We start from the raw sequence: 18,879 nt of genomic DNA, 5'->3' as shown, positions 1-18,879 counted from the left end.
CATCCTGCCATGTTCCTTGATACTAGGCGTTAACGATAATCTTGACGAATGCGGCCATCAACCACAAAAATGAAAGTGACTTTCATTTTATGAGATCGCAGATGAATCCATCATCCCAACCCGTCTGGCGCTCGCTGCTGTACGTCCCCGCCCACGTGCCCCGTTTCGTCGCGTCGGCCGCCGCGAGCGACGCCGACGCGCTGATCCTCGATCTCGAGGACAGCGTTCCGCCCGCATGCAAGGCGGCCGCCCGCGACGGGCTGGCCGACGCCGTGCCGGCGCTGCGCGCGCCGGGCCGCGACTTGCTGGTGCGCGCCAACGGCCCGCTCGACCAGCTGGTGCCGGACCTGCGCGCGGCCGTCCGGGCCGGCGTGGACGGCGTCGTGCTGCCGAAGGTGCGCGGCGGTTCGCACGTCGAGGCGATCGACGAACTGCTGGCCGCGCTCGAAGAAGAAGCCGGCGCGCCGCCCGGCCGCACGCGGATCGTCGCGATCGTCGAAACGCCGCGCGCGTTCCAGGCCATGGACCGGATCGCGCAGGCGTCGCCGCGCGTCGTCGCGATGATGCTGGGCGGCGGCGACTTCGCGCTGAACTGCGAAAGCGGCGCGAACGCCGACGTGCTGCGCGTGCCGAAGCAGTTGCTGATCATCGCCGCGCGCGCCGCCGGCATCCTGCCGCTCGGCCTCATCGGCGGCCTCGACGAACTGCGCGATCTCGACGCGTTCGAGCGCATCGCGCGCGCGTCCGCGGAGCTCGGCTATGCGGGCGCGACCTGTATCCACCCGCTGCAGGTCGGTGCGCTCAACCGTGCGTTCCGGCCCGACGACGCCGCGGTGCGCGACGCGCACGCGGTGCTGGCCGCCTACGACGACGCGCGCGCGAACGGGCGCGGCGCGCTGCGCGTCGACGGCCGGATGGTCGACGCGCCCGGCGTCGCCCGCGCGAAGCGCGTGCTCGCGCGTCACGCGGCCGTACAGGCGCGCGCGGACGGCACGCCCCGGTGATGCCAGCGCCGCCCGTCATCGCTGCGCGCCGTTCCCATGCCTGCGCGCGTCGCGCGATGCGCGCAGGCGTCCCGTCACGATGCCGCCCGTTCGCCACCCGGCCCGGATAGCGTCGCCCCGCAGCACCGCCGCACCGCTCGACCGGCGCGGCGCCGAACTCGAACAAAGAACAAAACCCTGGAAGGAGACAAGCCATGGGCAAGCGGATGTCCGCACTGTGCGGACTGGGCCTCGTATCGGCCGGCGCCTGCGCGCAGAGCACGATCACGCTGTATGGCGTGGCCGACATCTATACGGAATTCCTCACCCACCAGGCCGCGCCCGGCGACAAGTCGTCGGCGTCGCTCGTGCGGATGGCGTCGGGCGGCAAGAGCGGCTCGCGCTGGGGGCTGAAGGGCGTCGAGGACCTCGGCGGCGGCTGGCAGGCCGCGTTCCGGCTCGAAAGCGGCATCAACCTGAACAACGGCACCGGCACCGGCGCGGGCGGCTTCGACCGCTCCGCGTGGGTCGGACTGCAGCACGAGCGCTGGGGTGCGTTGCGGCTCGGCCACCAGTACACGACGCTGTTCGACGTCATGGAGCGCTATTCGCCGACGGGCGCGTACTCGACGCTGTACGAGCCGGCCGGTGCGATCGTCGGCGTCAACTTCCGCGAGAACAACGTCGCCAAGTACCTGGCAAAGATCGGCCCGCTGACGCTCGAAACGCACTATTCGTTCGGCGGCACGCCCGGCGCGTTCCAGTCGAACGCCGCCTACGGCGCCGGCTTCGACTATGCCGGCGGCGCATTCTCGTTCGCCGCCGCGTTCGACAACGTCAACACGCCGCAGCCGGGCGGCTTCGCGCATTTCCGCCGCTACGCCGCCGCCGCGATCGTGTCCGTCGACCGCGCGCAACTGCTGGCCGGCGTCACGCACGGCCAGGGCGGCGTCGCCGCGCCGTCGGTCGTGACGCGCTACACGTTCTGGTGGGCCGGCGTGCGCTACGCGATCACGCCTTACCTGCAGGCGGTCGGCGCGTTCTATTACGAGGACATCCGCGCGCAGAACGCGCCGAACGCGCAGACGCCCGCGCCGCACCCGGCCAACCCGCAGCAGGTCACGCTGCAGTTGAACTACTTCCTGTCGAAAGCCGTCACGCTGTACCTGGCGGGCGGCTACGCGCGCCGCGCCGCGCTCGATTTCGACAACTACAACTACAACTTCCTCCACTACACGCTGGCCGGCGACCGCGCCAGCAGCGCGGGCGTCGCACTCGGCCTGCGCAAGCTGTTCTGACCTCGCCTCTCCCCAGTTTCAGGAACCTTCGGAGTCTTCGCACAATGAACCGCCGCCACTTCCTTTCCACGCTGACCGGCGCGGCGCTCGCGCTGCCGTTCGCCCATGCCCGCGCCGGCGCGTCGCCGGCCGCCGGCGCCACCGCCCCCCACCCCGATCTCGCGCAGCAGCTCGCCGACTACGCGGCCGGGCTGCAGTATCGCGACCTCGACGCCGCGACGATCGAGACGATCAAGGCGCACCTGATCGACGCGCTCGGCTGCGCGATCGCCGCGCACGACGAACGTCCGGTGCGGATCGCGCGCGACGCGGCGCTCGCGTCGCCGGGCGGCGTGTCGACGATCGTCGGCACGAACCGGCGCACGAGCCCCGATCTCGCCGCGTTCGCGACCGGCACCGCGCTGCGCTACTACGACTTCAACGACGCGTACGCCGGCAAGGAGACCGGCCATCCGAGCGACAACATGTCCGCGTGCCTCGCGGTCGCCGAAGCGCAGCATGCGAACGGCCGCGACCTGGTCCTGTCGATCGCGATCGCTTACGAGATCGCGTGCCGGCTGATGGACGCCGCCGCGATCAGCCCGCGCGGCTGGGACCACACGTGCTACAGCCTGCCCGCCGTCGCGCTCGCCGCGGGCAAGCTGATGCGCATGCCCGCGCCGCAACTGGTGCAGGCGGTGAACCTGTCGATCAACGGCCATCTCGCGCTGAACCAGACGCGCGTCCAGCAGTTGTCGAACTGGAAGGCGCTCGCCGATGCGGACGCGGCGCGCAACGCGGTGTTCTCGACGCAGCTCGCGCGCGCCGGGCTGACCGGCCCCGCGCCGATCTTCGAGGGCATGGCCGGGTTCTTTCCGCAGGTGTCCGGGCCGTTCACCGTCGATACGCGCGAATTCGGCGGGCGCGGCGGCACGTTCCGGATCGGCAAGTGCTTCGTGAAGTTCTATCCCGCGCAAGGGCTCACGCAAACCGCGATTCCGGCGGCGCTCGACGTCGCCGCGCAGGTCGGCGACCTGCGCCGCATCCGGCGCATCGAGATCGCCACGACCGAAGTCGGTTATGTGACGGCCGGCCGCGACCGCGAAAAATGGGCGCCGTCGACTCACGAGACCGCCGATCACAGCCTGCCGTACATCGTCGCGCGCGCGATGCTCGACGGCGACATCACGACCGAGAGCTACCGGCCCGACGCGCTGCACGATCCGGCGCTGCACGCGTTGATCGAGCGGATCGCGGTGCGCGAGGACCCGGCGCTGACCGCCCGCTATCCCGCGCACGCGCCGAACCGGGTGACGGCCGTGTGCGAAGACGGGTCGACCTGCACGAAGCAGGTGGACGACCTGCCGGGCTCGCCGACGCGGCCGATGCGGCGCGACGACTACGAGGCGAAGTTCACGAAGAACTGCCGGCGGCACTGGAGCCCGGCGCAGATCCGCGCGGCGCTCGATTACCTGTGGCGGCTCGACGAACAGCCCGACGTCGCGACGCTGCCGCCGCTGCTCGTCGTCGGCTGAGCCGCGGGAAGAGCCGCTAAGCCTCCGCCGCGACGCCGTGCCGCTCCAGTGCCTTCGCGACCTCGACGATGCGGCTGCGCAGCCACGCGTGCGCGTTGCTGCCGTCGTAGCGCCGGTGCCAGTACAGCGACCACGCGACGGGCTCCATCGCGAGCGGCAGGTCGCGGATCACGAGCCGCGCATCGTCGAGGCTCAGCGCATGCCGCTCGGACATGATCACGGCGTACGGCAGCGCATCCAGCATGTTCGGCACGACGAGCCAGTGCGGCACGTTGAGCGCGATGCGCCGCGTGCAGTTCATGTTCGCCAGCAGGTTGTCGACCAGGCTGTGGTCGACCGGATTGATCGTCACGTTGAGGAAGTCGAGCGCGAGGAACCGTTCGAGCGTCAACGGCGCGCCCGCGTCCGGATGGCTGCGGCTCATCACGCAGACCATCCGGTCATGAAACACGATTTGCGACGACAGCGTGCCCGAATGTTCGAGGCCGGCGCTGATCGCCAGGTCGAGCAGCCCCGATTCGAGTGCGTCGGCGGTCTTGGCGGCACTCATGTGCACGACGTCCATGCCGATATTCGGGCTCGTCAAGCGCATGCAGCGCAGCAGCGCCGGCAGCAAAAGCAATTCGGTGAGATCCGACATGCGCAACGTGAAATGGCGCTCGGACGTAAAAGGATTGAATTGATAATCCGATTCAAATAATTCCTCGATTTGTTGCATGATCTGTCGAATCGGCATCGCCAGCGCCTGTGCGCGCGGCGTCAACTCCATGCCGAGCGCGGTGCGCGCCAGGATCTCGTCCTTGAACAGGAACCGCAGCCGCGCCAGCGCGTTGCTGACGGCCGGCTGCGTGAGGCCGACCTTCTGGCCGGCCCGTGTGACCTGTTTCTCCGTCAATAGCGCATCGAGTATGACCAGCAGGTTCAGATCGATCGAACGTAGATTCATGTTTGCGACCATCCACTAAACAGGTTAATCACCGCCTGCGGCTGCTGCATTTCGCAACCGGAGCAATCCCCTGATATTTAGTGCAATGCACAAGAATAGTCCAATCTTGACGCATCGATATTTTTTAGATAACGGGCGATATTAGTTATATTTTTAAATTAAATCGCCCGTTTCGCGCCGATTCTTCTGAATGCCTTGCCAATCGACAATTTAATTCACGCTTTGCGCCAGCCGATCGCATTGCAAAAAAAGTGCGGGCGGCCACCGCCACAGCCACCGCCCGCAGGGTCAAACGGTCGCGACGGGATTCGCCGGCGCGCCGACCAGGCCGCGGATATGCAGCGGCGGCGCTGTCAGCAGAAACCGGTTCCGGCCGTGCGCATGCAGCCAGTTCGCGAGCGGCGTCAGGTGCCACAGCTCGCCGAGGTGAATGCCGAGCTTGAACAGGCACAGTTCGTGAAGCGGCATCAGTGCGCCCGGCTGCGCGAGCGGCTGCGCATGCTGCGGACGTTCCTCGATCGCATGGTTGTCGGCCACGAGCGCGGCCAGCCCCGATTCGTCGATCCATTGCAGCAGCCGCGCATCGCTGCTGTCCAGCACGCACGCGCTCGCGACCGTCGCCGGTGATCCGCCGTCATCGTTCAGCAACAGGTCCGCGAAGCCGGTATGAATGCAGACGATGTCGCCGCGCTCGACCTGCACGTGGTCCGCCTCCATCACCTGCATCAGTTGCGCGAAGCCCACCTTCGTGCGCGCGTCGCCCACATGACGCCGCAGGTCGATCAGCACGCCGCGCCCCTGCACGCCCGTTTGCGCCATCACCTCGATACCGAGCGCGTGCGCGCCGCCCGTCGCGTCGCCCTCCCGCGGCACCCGCAGATGCTCGCCCATCCGGAAACCGTTGTAGAACACGATTTCAGGCACGCCGTCGTCGTCCGCGTCGAACACGCCGCCCACGTGCGACAGGCCGTCCCATTGCGTCGAGAACTGCGAGTGCATGCAGAACGAATCGTCGCAGACCACATCGGTTGCGTTCGCAACCTGTTCGTCCGCGCGATAACCGAAGTACGGCTTGTCGCCGAGCAGCGCCGGCATGATCGCCGGCGGCCGCCGCCGCGCGTTCAGCCCGCCGCCGCGCGGCACGTCGAGCGGCAGGCTCAGCGAGAACGACAGCCCTTCCCGCACTTCGGCTGCGCCCTGCCGCACCTTGTCCGGCGTCAGCCAGTTCAGCCGCCCCTTCTGGTCGTCGGGACCGAAGTCGCCCCAGTTCGAGCCGGGCGGCCGCTTTTTCCAGCGGGGTGCATTCAAGATCGGTGTCCTCCTTCCGTGCCCGAGATCAGCGCCGCGAGCGCATCGAGCGGTGTATCGTCGGCAAGCGCCTGTACCGCGTCGCGCAGCGCGAGCGCGCGCGCCATGCCGAGCGCCGAACTCGCCGCCAGCACGAATTTTGCGGTGAGTTCCTGTTCGGTCAGCGGCCGCGAATTCGTGCCCTTGCTCGACTCGATCCGCGCCTCGCGCACTTGCCCGTCGCGCAGCTCGACACGCAGCACGGCCGGCAGGAAATGCGGGAAGCGCGCATCGCACCATGGATCGGCCACGCAACGCACCTTCGCGGCCAGTGCGCGCCGTGCGGGGTCCTGCGCACGCGCATCGTCGAAATCGTCGAACCAGACGCCGAGCCCGCCGCCGCCGAGCAGCGCCGCCGCGATCGTGTACGGCCCCGAGAACGCCGCCGCATAACCGTTCGGCGGATTCGCCTTCAACTCCGCCGGCTCGCCGATCGTGCGCAGCGTCGACGTCGCGACCCGCAGCTCGGCCGACACCACGTCGTCCGCCGTCACGCCTTGCGCCTTCAGTTGCAGCGCCGCGTCGATGCCCGGATGCGTGAAGTGGTTGCACGGATACGGCTTGAAGATGATCCGGCTCGTCTCCCATTCGTCGCCCAGGTCGCGCAGCACCGCGTCGACGTCGGCGAGGTCGCCGCACCACGCGTGGAAAAAGCCGAAGCGGCCTTCGAGCGCGGTCGGCGGCGCGGTGACGCCCGCGCCCGCCAGTTCCGCCGCGCTCACGCCCGCATGCGCCGCCCAGCCGCAGTGGATCCGCTTCACCGAGCCGCCGGTGCGGTTCGCTTCGAGCAGGCCCGCGCCCATGCTCGCGGCGATGCCGAGCGCCGCCGCGATCTGCGCGGCGTCGAGCCCGAGCAGCATCGCCGCGGCCGCCGCCGCGCCGACCGTGCCGCAGATCGACGTCGCGTGCTGGCCGCGCTCGAAGAACACCGAATTGCCGAGCCGCTCGTTGTAGGCGGCGACGCCCAGCCGGATGCACACCTCGGTGCCGACCGTGATCGCATCGAGCAGCGCCGCGCCCGACGCGCCGCTCGCCTGCGCGGCGGCGAGCGCGGCCGGAATCACCGACGCACTCGGATGCAGCACCGACAGCATGTGCGAATCGTCGAAATCCATCGCATGCGCGAGCGTGCCGTTGACGAGCGCGGCGCTCGCGGCCGGCAGCCGGTCGGGCGCGCCGATCACGCTCGCGGGGCCGGTGCCCGCCCAGCGCCGCGCGACCTGCAGCACCGACTGCGCGACCGGTTCGTCGTGGGCGATCAGGCTGTTGCCGACCACGTCGAGCACGCGCGCGGCGGCCTCGATGCGCAGCCGGTGCTCCAGCCCGCCGGCGCGCACCTCCGCCGCAAAGCGGCCGAGCGCGCCGACGATGCCGTCGGGCGGCGCGGGGCGGTCCGGCGCGACCGGCGCGGCGGCCGCCGCCGGAGCGGAAAGCGTCTCGGGTGTGCTCATGCCAGTGCTCCACTGAGTCGAAGATTGTTCGCGAGCGCGAGCGTCACGCGCGCGTTGGCGATCAGCGGCGGCGCGACCACGCGGCCGTCCGGCAGCACGAACACCGACGACGCCGAGGCCTTGCCCGCCGCCGCATCGACCGCCTCGAGCACCCGCTCGGCCGCGCGGATCTCGTCTTCCGACGGCGTGAACACCTCGTTGATCACCGGGAGCTGCGACGGATGAATCGCGAAGCGGCCGAGGAACCCCATCGATTTCGCGCGCAGCGTCGATTCCCTCAGCCCGTCGAGATCGGGCAGCGTGTGATAGACGGTCTGGATCGGCCCGCTCAGCCCCGCCGCGCGGGACACCACGACGCAGCGCGCGCGGCACACCTCGAGCGTGAAGTTGTCGACGCCGATCTGCAGGTCCGCGCGCAGGTCGCTCTCGCCGAGCCCGATGCGCTCCAGCCGCGGCGACGCGGTCGCGAGCTGGTAAGCCGTCTCGACACCGTACGCCGACTCGATCAGTATCTGGATGCCCGCATCGCTGCCGAGCGCGTCGAGCCAGCCCGCCACTTCCTGGATATGCTGCGGCAGGTCGCATTTCGGCAGCCGCAGCGCCTGCAGCGCCGGCTGCGCGATCGCGTCGACGTCGTCGCGGCACCACGGGCTGCCGATCGGGTTGATCCGCACGTACGTCGGCTTCGGCGGGCCTTCCGCGAGAATCGCGGCGGCCGCCTCGCGTGCTTCGGCCTTGTGGCTGGCCGGCACGGCGTCCTCGAGGTCGAGCACGATCGCATCGGCTTCGCTTGCATACGCCTTTTCCACCACCTGCGCCTTGTGCGCGGGCACGTAGAGGTAACTGCGGTAGGTTGCGCTGGTTTTCATACGATGCCCCGTTCGGTCAAATCGGCGATCTCGTGCCGCGCCAGTCCCAATGCGCCGAATACTTCGTCGTTGTGGGTGCCGCGCGCCGGCCCGCCCCAGCGGATCGCGCCGGGCGTGTCGGACAGCCGGAACGGCACGTTGTGCGTGCGGAACGCGCCGAGTTCCGCGTCGGGCACCGACACGACCGAGCCGAGCGCCGCGTACTGCGGATCGCGGAGCACGTCGGCGACGTCGTAGATCGGCGCGACCGCCGCCTGCGCGCGCTCGAACTCGGCGATCACGTCGTCGCGCGAGCGTTGCCCGATCCAGCCGCCGACCGCCGCATCCAGTTCGTCCGCATGCTTCGCGCGCTCGGCGCCGTTCGCGAACCAGGGTTCGTCGATCAGGTCCGCGCGGCCGACGAGGCGCATCACGCGCTCCGCGATGCTGTGCGCCGACGTCGACAGCGCGACCCACTGGCCGTCCGACGTGCGGTAGACCCCGCGCGGCGAATTGTTCGGCGAACGATTGCCGGTGCGCTCGGGCACCCGGCCCGTCTGGTCGTAGCTCGCGACCTGCGCGCCCATCGCGGCGAGCATCGTCTCGATGATCGCGAGATCGACGACCTGGCCGCGCCCGGTGTGCTCGCGCGCCTTCAGCGCGGTCATGATCGCGAACGCGGCGGTCAGCCCCGCGACCGTGTCGGCAAGCGGGAACGACGGCAGCAGCGGCGGCCCGTCGGCCTCGCCGGTGATCGACGCGAGCCCGCTCATCGCCTCGGCCAGCGTGCCGAAGCCGGGGCGGCTCGCATACGGGCCGAACTGGCCGAAACCCGTCACCCGCACGAGCACGAGCCGCGGGTTGAGCGCGGACAGCACGTCGTAGCCGAGCCCCCAGCGTTCGAGCGTGCCGGGCCGGAAATTCTCGACGACCACGTCCGCCTGCGCCGCCATTTCGCGGAAGATCCGCTGGCCGTCGGCCGTGCCGAGATTCAGCGTGACCGCCCGCTTGTTGCGCGCGAGCACCTTCCACCACAACGGCACGTCGTCGCGACGCGCGCCGTACTTGCGCGCCGGATCGCCGTCCGGATGCTCGACCTTGATCACGTCGGCGCCGTAGTCCGCGAGCATCGTCGCCGCGAGCGGGCCCGCGAACAACGTCGCGGCGTCGATCACGCGAATGCCGTCGAGCGGCGCCGGTTTGGACGCGTCCGACGCCGCACCGGCGTCGACGCCCCCCATTTCCACAGTGGCCATGCCGTTCTCCAGTCAGATGGATTGCACGGCGCGCCGCCCCACCGCAATCATCTGCATGACTAATCGTCTTGCAGCGATGCGGGCGCGGCGCGCGACCTGCCGCTCAGACGGCGTTGATCCGGTAGATCGGGAAATACGTCTGGATCTTCCCGTTCAGGTAGTCGGACGCGAGCTTCGGCACCTCGTCGAAATCGAAGATCTCGGTCGGCTCCTGGCCGATCCAGCCGCTCGTTTCCTGGAAATCGCGGATCGCGATGCTGTCGTCGTAGCGCCACGCATGCGTGTGGATGTGCAGGCGGCGGTTGATGCATTCCGTCGCGCGCAGGTTCCACAGGCGCATCCCGGTCTTCCAGCCGACCGTCGCGATGATGCCGGTGCGGCCGACCACGCGCATCGTCGCGCGATACAGTGCGCCGCCGAGGTTGTCGAGGAAGATCGCGACGCCGCGGCCGCCGCTCAGTTCCGCGATCGTCTCCGCGAACGCGCGCTCCGACTCGCGATAGCTCGCCTGGTACTCGGGATCGGTCTTGTAGCGCTCGTCGTCGTACGCGAGGTTCGGGAACTTGCGGCGATCGACCGGCGTGATGCCGAGCTTCGCGAGCTCCTCGAGGCGCCGGTCGTTGCTCGCCGTCATCGCGACGCGAAAACCCTCGCGCTTCGCGAGCTGCAGTTCGGCAAGCGTCGTGCCGCCGCCCCAGCCGAACACCAGGTAGTCGGCCGGATCGACGTCCGGCAGCTGCGAGCGCCAGCACGTCGACGCCACCTTCCAGTTGTCCCACGCGGTGAAGTAGCGGCCGTACGTCGCCCATTGCAGCAGCGAATGCCGGCTGTCCGTCGGCACCGCCACGAGGTTGTCGGCACGCATCTTGGTCCGCTGCGCCATCACGCCGATCGTGCCCGGCGCGTCGTACGCGTAGACGAGCTCGGCGAACCCGTATTCGTCGCGCTTGCCGAACGGCATCACCATGCAGATCTCGCCTTCCTTCAGCGTCTTCACGCCGCTGCCGCGCTCGACGATGCGCACCAGCGCACCGTTGCCGAGCACGATCTTGTCCTCGCGGCGCTGCCGGCAGATGTCGACCGGATTGCGCGACAGCGCGTGGTCGAGGTTCGCTTCCCACGATCCGTACAGCGGCTCGACCAGCACCTCGTCGGCTTCCAGATCGGAGAATTCGAAGGTCTCGCGACGCAGCTCGCCCGCCACGGGCGCCTGCTTCCTGCTCGGTTCCGGTCCTGCGTAGAGAACCCATGCATCGGTCTTGATCATCGTCATGCCTCGGTAAATGACTCTGTTTGAAGGGTGCACGCCGAACACGCCGCTTCGTTCAGCGCGAATACGCCAGCTCCAGTGCCGCCTCCACGTCGGACGTCGCGGCGACCTGCCCGAGTTTCGGGAAGATCTGCGTCAGCGCGAAGGTCTGTGCGTCGGCGGACGACGTGCTGACCGCGTCGCTGACGACGACGACGTTGTAGTTGTTCTCGTATGCCTGGCGCGCCGTCGATTCGACGCCGATGTTGGTTGCGATCCCGGTCAGCACGATGTCCGTGATGCCGCGCCGGCGCAGCTGCACGTCGAGGTCGGTGCCGGTGAACGCGCCCCACTGGTGCTTCGTCACGACGATGTCGGACGGCCCGACGCCGAGCGCCGGCGCGAACGCGCTCCATTCGGGGTCGAGATTCGGCGGCGCCGACGGCGCATCCGTCCTGACCTTCAGCGCAACGCCGCCGTCCGGCTGGTAGCTCGTGTGCACGTAGATGACGGGAAGCTGCAGCGCACGGAACGCGGTCGCGAGCTCGACCGTCTTCGCCACGACCTGCGCGCCGGTATAGGGCACGACCGGCAGCGACACGATGCCGTTCTGCAGGTCGATGGCGACCAGGGCGACCGTGCGATTGAGCGTCGGAGTGGACATGTCAAAACCTCACTTCTGTTGGGGGATGGAAGAAGCGGCGGCATCCAGGTGCCGGCTCGACGCAGCATTGAGCAGCAGCAGCACGCTGATGACCGCCAGGACGATGGCCAGCTCGCGCAGGCCGCGATCGCTCGCCGGATGGCCGAGCGCCAGCCCGACGAGCGCAAACGACAGGCTGCCGCCCACATACTGCGCGGTGCGGTACAACCCCGAAGCCGTGCCGATCCGGTCGTGCGGCGCGCTCCGGTAGAGCGCGGCCTGGTTGCCGAGATTGTTGAAGCCGTTCGGCACGCCGAACACGATCGATAGCAGTACGATCGACCACACCGGCATCGCACTGGTGAGCAGGTTCATCACGACGCTGCCGGCGCACAGCATCGCGGAGCCGATGATCAGCACCGGCCGCGAGCCGTGACGGTCTGCGAGGCGGGTCGCCAGCATCGTCGCCACGGTGCCGATCCCGGCGACCGGCAGCATCACGAGGCCGGCGTCGGCGGCGGACAGGTGCTTGGCCTCCTGCAGCCACATCGGCAGCGCATAGAAGATCGCGTAGAACACCGCGTAGGTGCCGACGCAGCGCAGGTACGTACTCGTGAGCGCACGGTTGTCGCCGAGCATGCGGATGTCGATCAGCGGCGTCGCGGCCCGCCGCTCGTGCCCGACCAGCACCGGGCACAGCACCAGCGTCGCGGCGAGCAGCAGCCAGTCCGGATCGTGCGTGACCGATTGCAGGAACAGCAGCAGGCTCGCGAGCGTCAGGATGAACAGCACGACACCCGGCAGATCCAGTTCCTTCAGCGTGCCCGGCAGCGTTCGGCGTGGCTGCGCGCCGCGCGGGGCGACGTCGGCCGGAATCCACAGCCACGCCAGCGCGAACGCCAGCAGCACGATCGGCACGTTGATCCAGAAGATCGCACGCCAGCCGGCGAACTGCACGAGCGCGCCGCCGAGCGGCGGCCCGAACGCGACGGCCACCTGCGCCGCGACCGAGATCGCGCCGAGTCCGCCCGTCGGCGTCGCGCCGTTCGCGTGCCGCTGCGACCACGTGCGGATCATCGCCATGCCGGCCGGATATGCGGCGGACGTGCCGATGCCGAGCGCGACGCGCGACGCGATCAGCCACCCGAGCGACGGTGCGAACGGCGCGAGCGCGGACGCGATCAATACGATCGCGAGGCCGACGCAGAAGATCCGCTTCGCGCCGAACCGGTCGGCGAGCCGCCCCATCGTCGGCTGGCCGACGGCCGTCGCGAGATACAGGCCCGACACGAGCCACATCGTGTCGATGCGTTCGTGCCCCTGCGGATGGAACGCCTGCTGGATGCTGACGAGCGCGACCGCGATCATCGACGAGTTCAGCGCATTGAGCAGCGTGCCGAGCACGATCGGGCCCACCAGCCTGGCCGGCAGGCGCGGGCCCGCCGCACGCGCATTGCCGCCGCCTGCCGGCGCGCCGCCGGGGGTCGAGGGTGCTGCTTGCGCAGGTCGATCGGAAGTCGTTTTCATGGCGTCGTCGAGTGGTGATTTCGCATCGCTCGATCAAATTCGAACGTGCGTTCACCTTACCGTTACGATTGCCGCGAATGAAATGGATTGTTGCGATGCACACATTCGTCGCTTGAATGCGGATCGCGAGCGGCGCAAGGGGGCGGATACGCTTTGGCGCATCGGGCGGCATCGCGAAGCGCCGCGCCGGCCTTGCCTGAAGGACGGTAGCGACGAAACGCCGAGGGTCGCTCGCGCAACGTTCGGCATGCCGCGCGCGCGGTCGCCGCAGGCGCCGGATGACAGTTTTATGCGGCGGTGCGAGGTGAAATCAGAGGGTAGGCTCTAGCCACGCCAAAGCCGCTCATGCAACGGTCGCGTGCCGACCGGCCGGCGACATCAGGCGTGCATGCGAAGCGCGCTCGAACGCGACGGCGCGCGTACCTGCTTTTCCAGATACGCGAGCGCGTCACCGATCGACAACGCATGCCGTTCGCCGTTTCTCAACCTCAGCGACACCGCGCCGGATTGCGCTTCCTTCGGTCCGGCTACCGCGAAGATCGGCGCAGCCAGTTCGCGCGCGTCGAAGATCTTGCGCGGCAGGCGTTCCGGGCGAAAGTCGCGCAATACGCGGCAGCCGATCGTTTCGAACGCGAGCGCCGCGCTGTCCGCAAACGGGCGCTCTTCGTCGCCGATGTTGGCCACGACGATCTGGTCGGGAGCAAGCCACGTCGGCAGCCATCCCTCATAGTGCTCGAGCAGGATGCCGATGAATCGCTCGAGGCTTCCGAGGACCGCATGATGCAGCATGACCGGCGTCGCCTTCGCGCCGCTCTCCGACACATACGTTGCGCCGAGCCGCTCCGGCAGCACGAAATCGAGCTGGATCGTGCCGCACTGCCACTTCCGTCCCTGGCGGTCGAGCAGATGGAATTCGAGCTTGGGCCCGTAAAACGCGCCTTCTCCCTGCTGTATCTCGAAGTGCAGTCCGGCCGAGCGCGCGGCAAGCGCCAGCATCGATTCGGAGCGGTCCCAGAGCGCGTCGTCGCCGGCGCGAACCGACGGCCTCGTCGACAACGCGACATCGAAGCGGTCGAACCCGAAATCCGCGTAGATCGTCTTCAGCAGACGGCAGAACCGTGCGACCTCGGCTTCGACCTGATCCTCCATGCAGAGCACGTGGGCATCATCCTGCGTGAACGCCCGGGCGCGCATCAGGCCGTGCAGCGAACCGGACGGCTCGGCCCGGTGGACTGCGCCGAATTCCGAATATCGGACGGGCAGGTCGCGATACGAGCGCGACCCTCGCTTGAATACCTGCACATGGCAGGGGCAACTCATCGGCTTGAGGCAGAACGGCTGCCCGTCGCTGTCGAGCGAGAACATGTTCCTGCCGAACTTCTCCCAATGGCCGCTTTGCTCCCAGAGCGCGCGCGACGCGATTTGCGGCGTGCGCACTTCCGCGAACCCGGCCTGCCTCATCCGTTCCCGAACATATTCCTCGACGACGCGATAAAGCGCCATTCCGCGCGGATGCCAGAAAACGGCGCCGGGACTTTCATCCTGCTGGTGAAACAAATCGAGCTTGTTGCCGAGCACGCGGTGATCGAAAGCATCCATCATGTTCTCCATTCACGTTGATGCCGACGAAAACGGAGCATGAAAAAAGCCCCGTCGTCTCCGGCGGGGCTTTGGGGTGATCCGACGCATCGATCTACGACGCGCGACCTCCTCCACGCCCGCCATATGCGGTCGCGGTGGTGGTGGTCGTAGTCGTGACGAAAAATGCGTTCATGCGAGCAATCTAGCGACGCGATTTGTCGTTGTCAACACGCGCCTTCTTCGGATTCAAGGCGCGCGCCCGATCTCGTCGATGTCCGGCTTGAACCGAAGCACCGTGTATTCCAGCACCGATACGCTCGACCATCCGGCCGGGCCTTGGACGACGATCGCACGGACCGCGCCTTTCCGGTCGAATTTCAGCGTCGTGCCGGTTGCATCGTTGCGCAGCGCGTCGAGCTCTTCGATGCGCGCCACCGCGAGTTTGCGCACCGCCCCGCAGACATACACCGGAAGAAACGCCAACGCGATGAACATCGAGAACGCGTCCTTGATCATCGTGTCGAGCAGCATGTGGCCGTACAGCGCGAGCGACACCGACGTCGCATGGACGAAGATCGCCATCACGGTCGCGCCGGCGCCGAGCGACGAGAAGCGTTCGGCGGCCTGCTTCGTGCGCGCTCTCATCACGGCTCGCGTCGTGGGCGACGACACGAGAATTTCGCGCTTCGCGCCGTAATAGCCCGCCACGCCAACGAACAGCGTCACGGCGGCGCTCAGCAGGAGCGCCCAGCCGATCTGCTCGAACAGGACGAGCACGAACAGCAGCACGAAAATGCCGGCCAGCGGATACAGCAGAAGCCTGAAATCGTAGCCGTCCTCGCCGTGCCCCCGGACCCACCGTTTCACCAGTGTGTTTTCCCAGAGCCGGCTCTCTTCGTGCAGCGGAATCTCCTGACTATTCGACAATTTTTCACCTGTGGGGGGCCGGCGCCGATCATCGCCCGCAACGGTGTAGCGATCGCGCAGCCATTGTGAACATTCGATGGAGACGTTTGCATTTCCGCGGATTTTCGCGTCGAATCAGCCGGCAGTATTGCGAGAAAATGGAGATTCCATGGCTGACGTTGTTTCGAGCCCGACGCCACGCCAACATTGCATCACACTCCTGTTACGCGAAACGCAGCTGAACCAATGAATGCGCTGATACTGATTGCTGAAGACGAGCCGGAAATTGCGGAAATCCTCGACGCATACCTGACCCGCGAGGGATTTCGCACTTACCGGGTCGGCAACGGGCAAGCCGCACTCGACGTGCAGCCCGTGCTGAAACCCGACCTGATCCTGCTCGACGTCAGGATGCCGAACAAAGACGGCTGGGAGGTGCTCATCGAGCTGCGACGCCGCGGCGACACGCCGATCGTCATCATCACGGCGCTCGACCGCGAAATCGATCGCTTGCAGGGGCTACGCTTCGGCGCGGACGACTACATCACGAAGCCGTTCAACCCGGCCGAGGTGGTCGCCCGCATCCGGGCGGTGTTGCGGCGCTCCGGCACGTCCCTGCAAGGGGGCGTGATGCGGGTCGGCAACCTCGAGATCGACACCGAAAGCTATCTGGCCAGGGTCCGGTCGGACTCCGGTGAAACCCAGGTGTCGCTGACGCTGACCGAATTCCGGCTGCTCGCCCACCTGGCCGGCTCGCCGAACCGCGTGTTCACGCGCAGCGAACTGATCGACGCCTGCCTCGCCGACGTCGATGCGCTGGAGCGTACCGTCGACAGCCATATCAGCCGGTTGCGCAAGAAGCTCGAATGCGCGGGCGCGTCCGGGATGCCGGAGGTGATGCGCGGCGTCGGCTACCGGCTGCAGAGAATCCAGTGAACACGCGCAGCAAGCTGAGCCGGCAGATCGTGCTGTCGATGGGGCTGGTCTCGGTCACCACGACGCTGATCATCTTTGTCGGCCTGTTCGTCATCTACGGGTTGCTGTTCACCTTTTCGCCGCCCACGCACGAGCGCGTCATCGATGTGCTCATCCCGCACGCGGCCGATTACCTGATCTTCGCGATCCTGTTGCTGACGGGGCTGATCGCCGCGGTCGTGATGGCGACCCGGCTGGCCCGGCGCATTCTCAAGCCGCTCAACTCGCTTGCGGAAAGCGCGCGCAGCATCGCCGCCGGCGACCTGGACGCCCGGGCGATTCCCGGCGACCGCTCGCTCGGCGAGACGGCACTGCTGGTCGACGACTTCAACGCGATGGCGATCCGGCTGCAGGGCATGACCTCCGAGATGACGGCGTGGAACGCGGCGATCGTCCATGAACTGCGCACCCCGCTCACGATCCTCAGGGGCCGGCTGCAGGGCCTGCGGGACAAGGTGTTCGAGCCTGACGAATCGCTGTTCCGGGGCCTGCTGAATCAGGTCGAAGGCTTGTCCCGGCTCGTCGACGACCTGCACATCGTCACGCTGCAGGACATCGGGCGCCTGGACATGAACATCCAGCCGACCGACATCGAGCTCGAAGTCCGGAGCGCCGTCGATTCCGTCAGCGACGCGCTGCACGACGCCGGTTTTGCCGTCGAAATGGCGACCACCGCGAGCGTCGTGCCATGCGACGGCGCGCGCATCCGGCAGGCGCTGCTCGCGCTGCTCGACAACGCGCGCCGCTATGCGGTGCCCGGCAAGCTTCGCATCGAGATGGCGGTCCAGGGTTCGAGCGTCGTTCTTCGCGTGGAAGACGAAGGCCCCGGCCTCAGCCCCGAATTCGCGCGACATGCGTTCGAGCCTTTTACGCGTGCGGACGTGTCGCGTTCCCGCAAATTCGGCGGCTCCGGCCTCGGCCTGTCCGTCGTCCGCGCGATAGCGCAGGCGCACCAAGGCCAGGCGCGGTATGTCACGTCGCGCGCCGGCGGGTCGATCTTCGAGCTGGACATTCCGCGTCGCAAATCGTGACCTCGATGTTCGTTTAAAGTGCTCCCGTTGACGAACCCCTCTTCAGAGGACAGCGCTTGAAAGTCCCGTACGAATGGCAGATCGGGTTGCGGTACACCCGCGTCGGCAAGCGCACGACCGGCACGACAGGCAACGGCTTCATTTCGTTCATCGCCGTTGCGTCGATGTCGGGCATCGCGCTCGGCGTGGCCGCGCTGATCATCGTGCTGTCCGTGATGAACGGGTTCAGGAGCGAGGTGCGGGACCGCATGCTTGCCGTGCTCGCGCACGTGGAAATCTTCTCGCCCACCGGCGCGCTGCCCGACTGGAAGCAGACCGCCGGCGAGTCGCTGCGCAATTCGTCGGTCAAAAGCGCGGCGCCGTATGTCGAGGCCCAGGCGCTGCTCACGCACGGCGGCAAGGTCACCGGCGTCGCGTTGCGCGGCATCGACCCGCGGCTCGAGCCGCAGGTGTCCGGCATCGCGAAAGACATGAAGAGCGGGCGCCTCGACGCGCTCGCGCCGGGCGAGCTCGGGATCGTGCTCGGCGCCGCGCTCGCGTCCACCCTGCAGGTGCAGGCCGGCGACCGGCTGACGTTCTTCGCGCCCGGCGGCGGCGCGCAGATGCGCAATCTCCTTCCGCAATTCAGGCAGTTCAACGTGGTCGGCACGTTCGAGTCGGGCCATTACCAGTACGACAGCGCGCTCGCCTACATCCATATCCGCGACGCGCAGACGCTGTTCAACGTGCGCGCGCCGACCGGCATCCGGCTGCGCCTCGACGATCTGCAGCGCGCGCCGGACATCGCGCTGGAACTGTCGCGCTCGCTGTCGGGCGATCTCTACATCCGCGACTGGACGCGGCAGAACCGCACGTGGTTCGTCGCCGAGCAATTGCAGAAGCGCATGCTGTCGCTGATCCTGATGCTGATCGTCGCGGTCGCCGCGTTCAACCTCGTGTCGTCGCTCGTGATGACCGTCACGCAGAAGCAGGGCGACATCGCGATCCTGCGCACGCTCGGCGCGCCGCCCGGGTCGATCATGAAAATCTTCGCGATCCAGGGGATGACGATCGGCCTGGTCGGGACGATGACGGGCGTGGTGATCGGCTGTGCGATCGCAGCGAGCATTCCCTGGTTGCTGCCCGCGATCGAGCACATGCTCGGCATCCGCTTCCTGACGCCGTCCGTCTATTTCCTCGACAAGCTGCCGTCCAAGCTCGTCGTGACCGACGTGATCGAAGTCGGCGCCATTGCGTTCCTGCTGTCGGCGCTCGCGACGCTCTACCCGAGCTGGCGCGCCGCGCGGGTACGGCCGGCCGATGCATTGCGCTACGAATGAGCGCC

General features: G+C 67.9%; 16 protein-coding genes. 6 read left to right on the top strand and 10 right to left on the bottom strand.

The genetic code is table 11. The features are described from left to right. Nucleotides 1-101 precede the first annotated feature (101 nt). The 3 genes from WT26_RS21190 to WT26_RS21180 all read left to right on the top strand — a co-directional run bounded on the left by WT26_RS21190 (nucleotide 102) and on the right by WT26_RS21180 (nucleotide 3,795). Nucleotides 102-1,004, top strand: coding sequence for an HpcH/HpaI aldolase/citrate lyase family protein (locus tag WT26_RS21190; RefSeq protein WP_059666448.1), 903 nt, complete (start codon nucleotides 102-104; stop codon nucleotides 1,002-1,004). A 194-nt stretch (nucleotides 1,005-1,198) separates the two neighbouring features. Then, nucleotides 1,199-2,281, top strand: coding sequence for a porin (locus tag WT26_RS21185; RefSeq protein ID WP_059733109.1), 1,083 nt, complete (start codon nucleotides 1,199-1,201; stop codon nucleotides 2,279-2,281). A 44-nt stretch (nucleotides 2,282-2,325) separates the two neighbouring features. Then, nucleotides 2,326-3,795 carry an MmgE/PrpD family protein gene (locus WT26_RS21180; protein ID WP_069273870.1) on the top strand — a complete coding sequence of 490 codons (1,470 nt, stop codon included), beginning with the start codon at nucleotides 2,326-2,328 and terminating at the stop codon, nucleotides 3,793-3,795. A 16-nt stretch (nucleotides 3,796-3,811) separates the two neighbouring features. Here WT26_RS21180 and WT26_RS21175 read toward each other — a convergent pair whose 3' ends face one another. The 10 genes from WT26_RS21175 to WT26_RS21130 all read right to left on the bottom strand — a co-directional run bounded on the left by WT26_RS21175 (nucleotide 3,812) and on the right by WT26_RS21130 (nucleotide 15,570). Next, the gene (locus WT26_RS21175) at nucleotides 3,812-4,741 is read right to left on the bottom strand and encodes a LysR family transcriptional regulator (protein WP_069275102.1); all 930 of its coding nucleotides are present in this window, start codon (nucleotides 4,739-4,741) and stop codon (nucleotides 3,812-3,814) included. Between the two features lie 288 nt (nucleotides 4,742-5,029). Beyond that, nucleotides 5,030-6,049 (bottom strand): cyclase family protein, encoded by a 1,020-nt coding sequence (locus WT26_RS21170; protein WP_069273869.1) that lies wholly within the window; start codon nucleotides 6,047-6,049, stop codon nucleotides 5,030-5,032. Then, the gene (locus tag WT26_RS21165; protein ID WP_059666452.1) at nucleotides 6,046-7,539 is read right to left on the bottom strand and encodes an MmgE/PrpD family protein; all 1,494 of its coding nucleotides are present in this window, start codon (nucleotides 7,537-7,539) and stop codon (nucleotides 6,046-6,048) included. Before WT26_RS21165 ends, WT26_RS21170 begins: the two co-directional genes overlap by 4 nt. Then, nucleotides 7,536-8,408, bottom strand: coding sequence for an HpcH/HpaI aldolase/citrate lyase family protein (locus tag WT26_RS21160; protein ID WP_059524127.1), 873 nt, complete (start codon nucleotides 8,406-8,408; stop codon nucleotides 7,536-7,538). The genes WT26_RS21165 and WT26_RS21160 overlap by 4 nt, the downstream gene beginning before the upstream one ends. Further along, on the bottom strand, nucleotides 8,405-9,643 hold the full coding sequence (locus tag WT26_RS21155; protein WP_069273868.1) for a CaiB/BaiF CoA transferase family protein: 1,239 nt from the start codon (nucleotides 9,641-9,643) through the stop codon (nucleotides 8,405-8,407). Before WT26_RS21155 ends, WT26_RS21160 begins: the two co-directional genes overlap by 4 nt. A 103-nt stretch (nucleotides 9,644-9,746) precedes the next feature. Next, on the bottom strand, nucleotides 9,747-10,910 hold the full coding sequence (locus WT26_RS21150; RefSeq protein ID WP_059524802.1) for a quinone oxidoreductase family protein: 1,164 nt from the start codon (nucleotides 10,908-10,910) through the stop codon (nucleotides 9,747-9,749). A 58-nt stretch (nucleotides 10,911-10,968) separates the two neighbouring features. Next, nucleotides 10,969-11,556 carry a hydrolase gene (locus WT26_RS21145; protein ID WP_059666455.1) on the bottom strand — a complete coding sequence of 196 codons (588 nt, stop codon included), beginning with the start codon at nucleotides 11,554-11,556 and terminating at the stop codon, nucleotides 10,969-10,971. A gap of 9 nt (nucleotides 11,557-11,565) precedes the next feature. Beyond that, nucleotides 11,566-13,062, bottom strand: a complete 1,497-nt coding sequence (locus WT26_RS21140; protein ID WP_069273867.1) for an MFS transporter — start codon at nucleotides 13,060-13,062, stop codon at nucleotides 11,566-11,568. Nucleotides 13,063-13,440: 378 nt separating this feature from the next. Further along, the gene (gene thrS, locus WT26_RS21135) at nucleotides 13,441-14,661 is read right to left on the bottom strand and encodes a threonine--tRNA ligase (protein ID WP_080485814.1); all 1,221 of its coding nucleotides are present in this window, start codon (nucleotides 14,659-14,661) and stop codon (nucleotides 13,441-13,443) included. Nucleotides 14,662-14,889: 228 nt separating this feature from the next. Further along, nucleotides 14,890-15,570, bottom strand: a complete 681-nt coding sequence (locus WT26_RS21130; protein ID WP_069270791.1) for a hypothetical protein — start codon at nucleotides 15,568-15,570, stop codon at nucleotides 14,890-14,892. Between the two features lie 225 nt (nucleotides 15,571-15,795). Here WT26_RS21130 and WT26_RS21125 point away from each other — a divergent pair, with 225 nt between their 5' ends. From WT26_RS21125 to WT26_RS21115, 3 genes are read left to right on the top strand one after another with little or no spacing between them, the layout of a single operon-like run. Further along, nucleotides 15,796-16,485: a response regulator gene (locus WT26_RS21125; protein ID WP_069273866.1), complete on the top strand. Its 690-nt coding sequence runs from the start codon at nucleotides 15,796-15,798 to the stop codon at nucleotides 16,483-16,485. After that, nucleotides 16,482-17,555, top strand: coding sequence for an ATP-binding protein (locus WT26_RS21120; RefSeq protein ID WP_052686405.1), 1,074 nt, complete (start codon nucleotides 16,482-16,484; stop codon nucleotides 17,553-17,555). The genes WT26_RS21125 and WT26_RS21120 overlap by 4 nt, the downstream gene beginning before the upstream one ends. A 56-nt stretch (nucleotides 17,556-17,611) precedes the next feature. Continuing rightward, nucleotides 17,612-18,874, top strand: a complete 1,263-nt coding sequence (locus tag WT26_RS21115; RefSeq protein WP_069273865.1) for a lipoprotein-releasing ABC transporter permease subunit — start codon at nucleotides 17,612-17,614, stop codon at nucleotides 18,872-18,874. Nucleotides 18,875-18,879: the final 5 nt, after the last annotated feature.

It is taken from the genome of Burkholderia cepacia (genome assembly GCF_001718835.1).
Taxonomy (GTDB): Bacteria; Pseudomonadota; Gammaproteobacteria; order Burkholderiales; family Burkholderiaceae; genus Burkholderia; species Burkholderia cepacia_F.
Note: the sequence above shows the minus strand (reverse complement) of the source record. Positions and strands in the feature narration are given on the sequence as shown.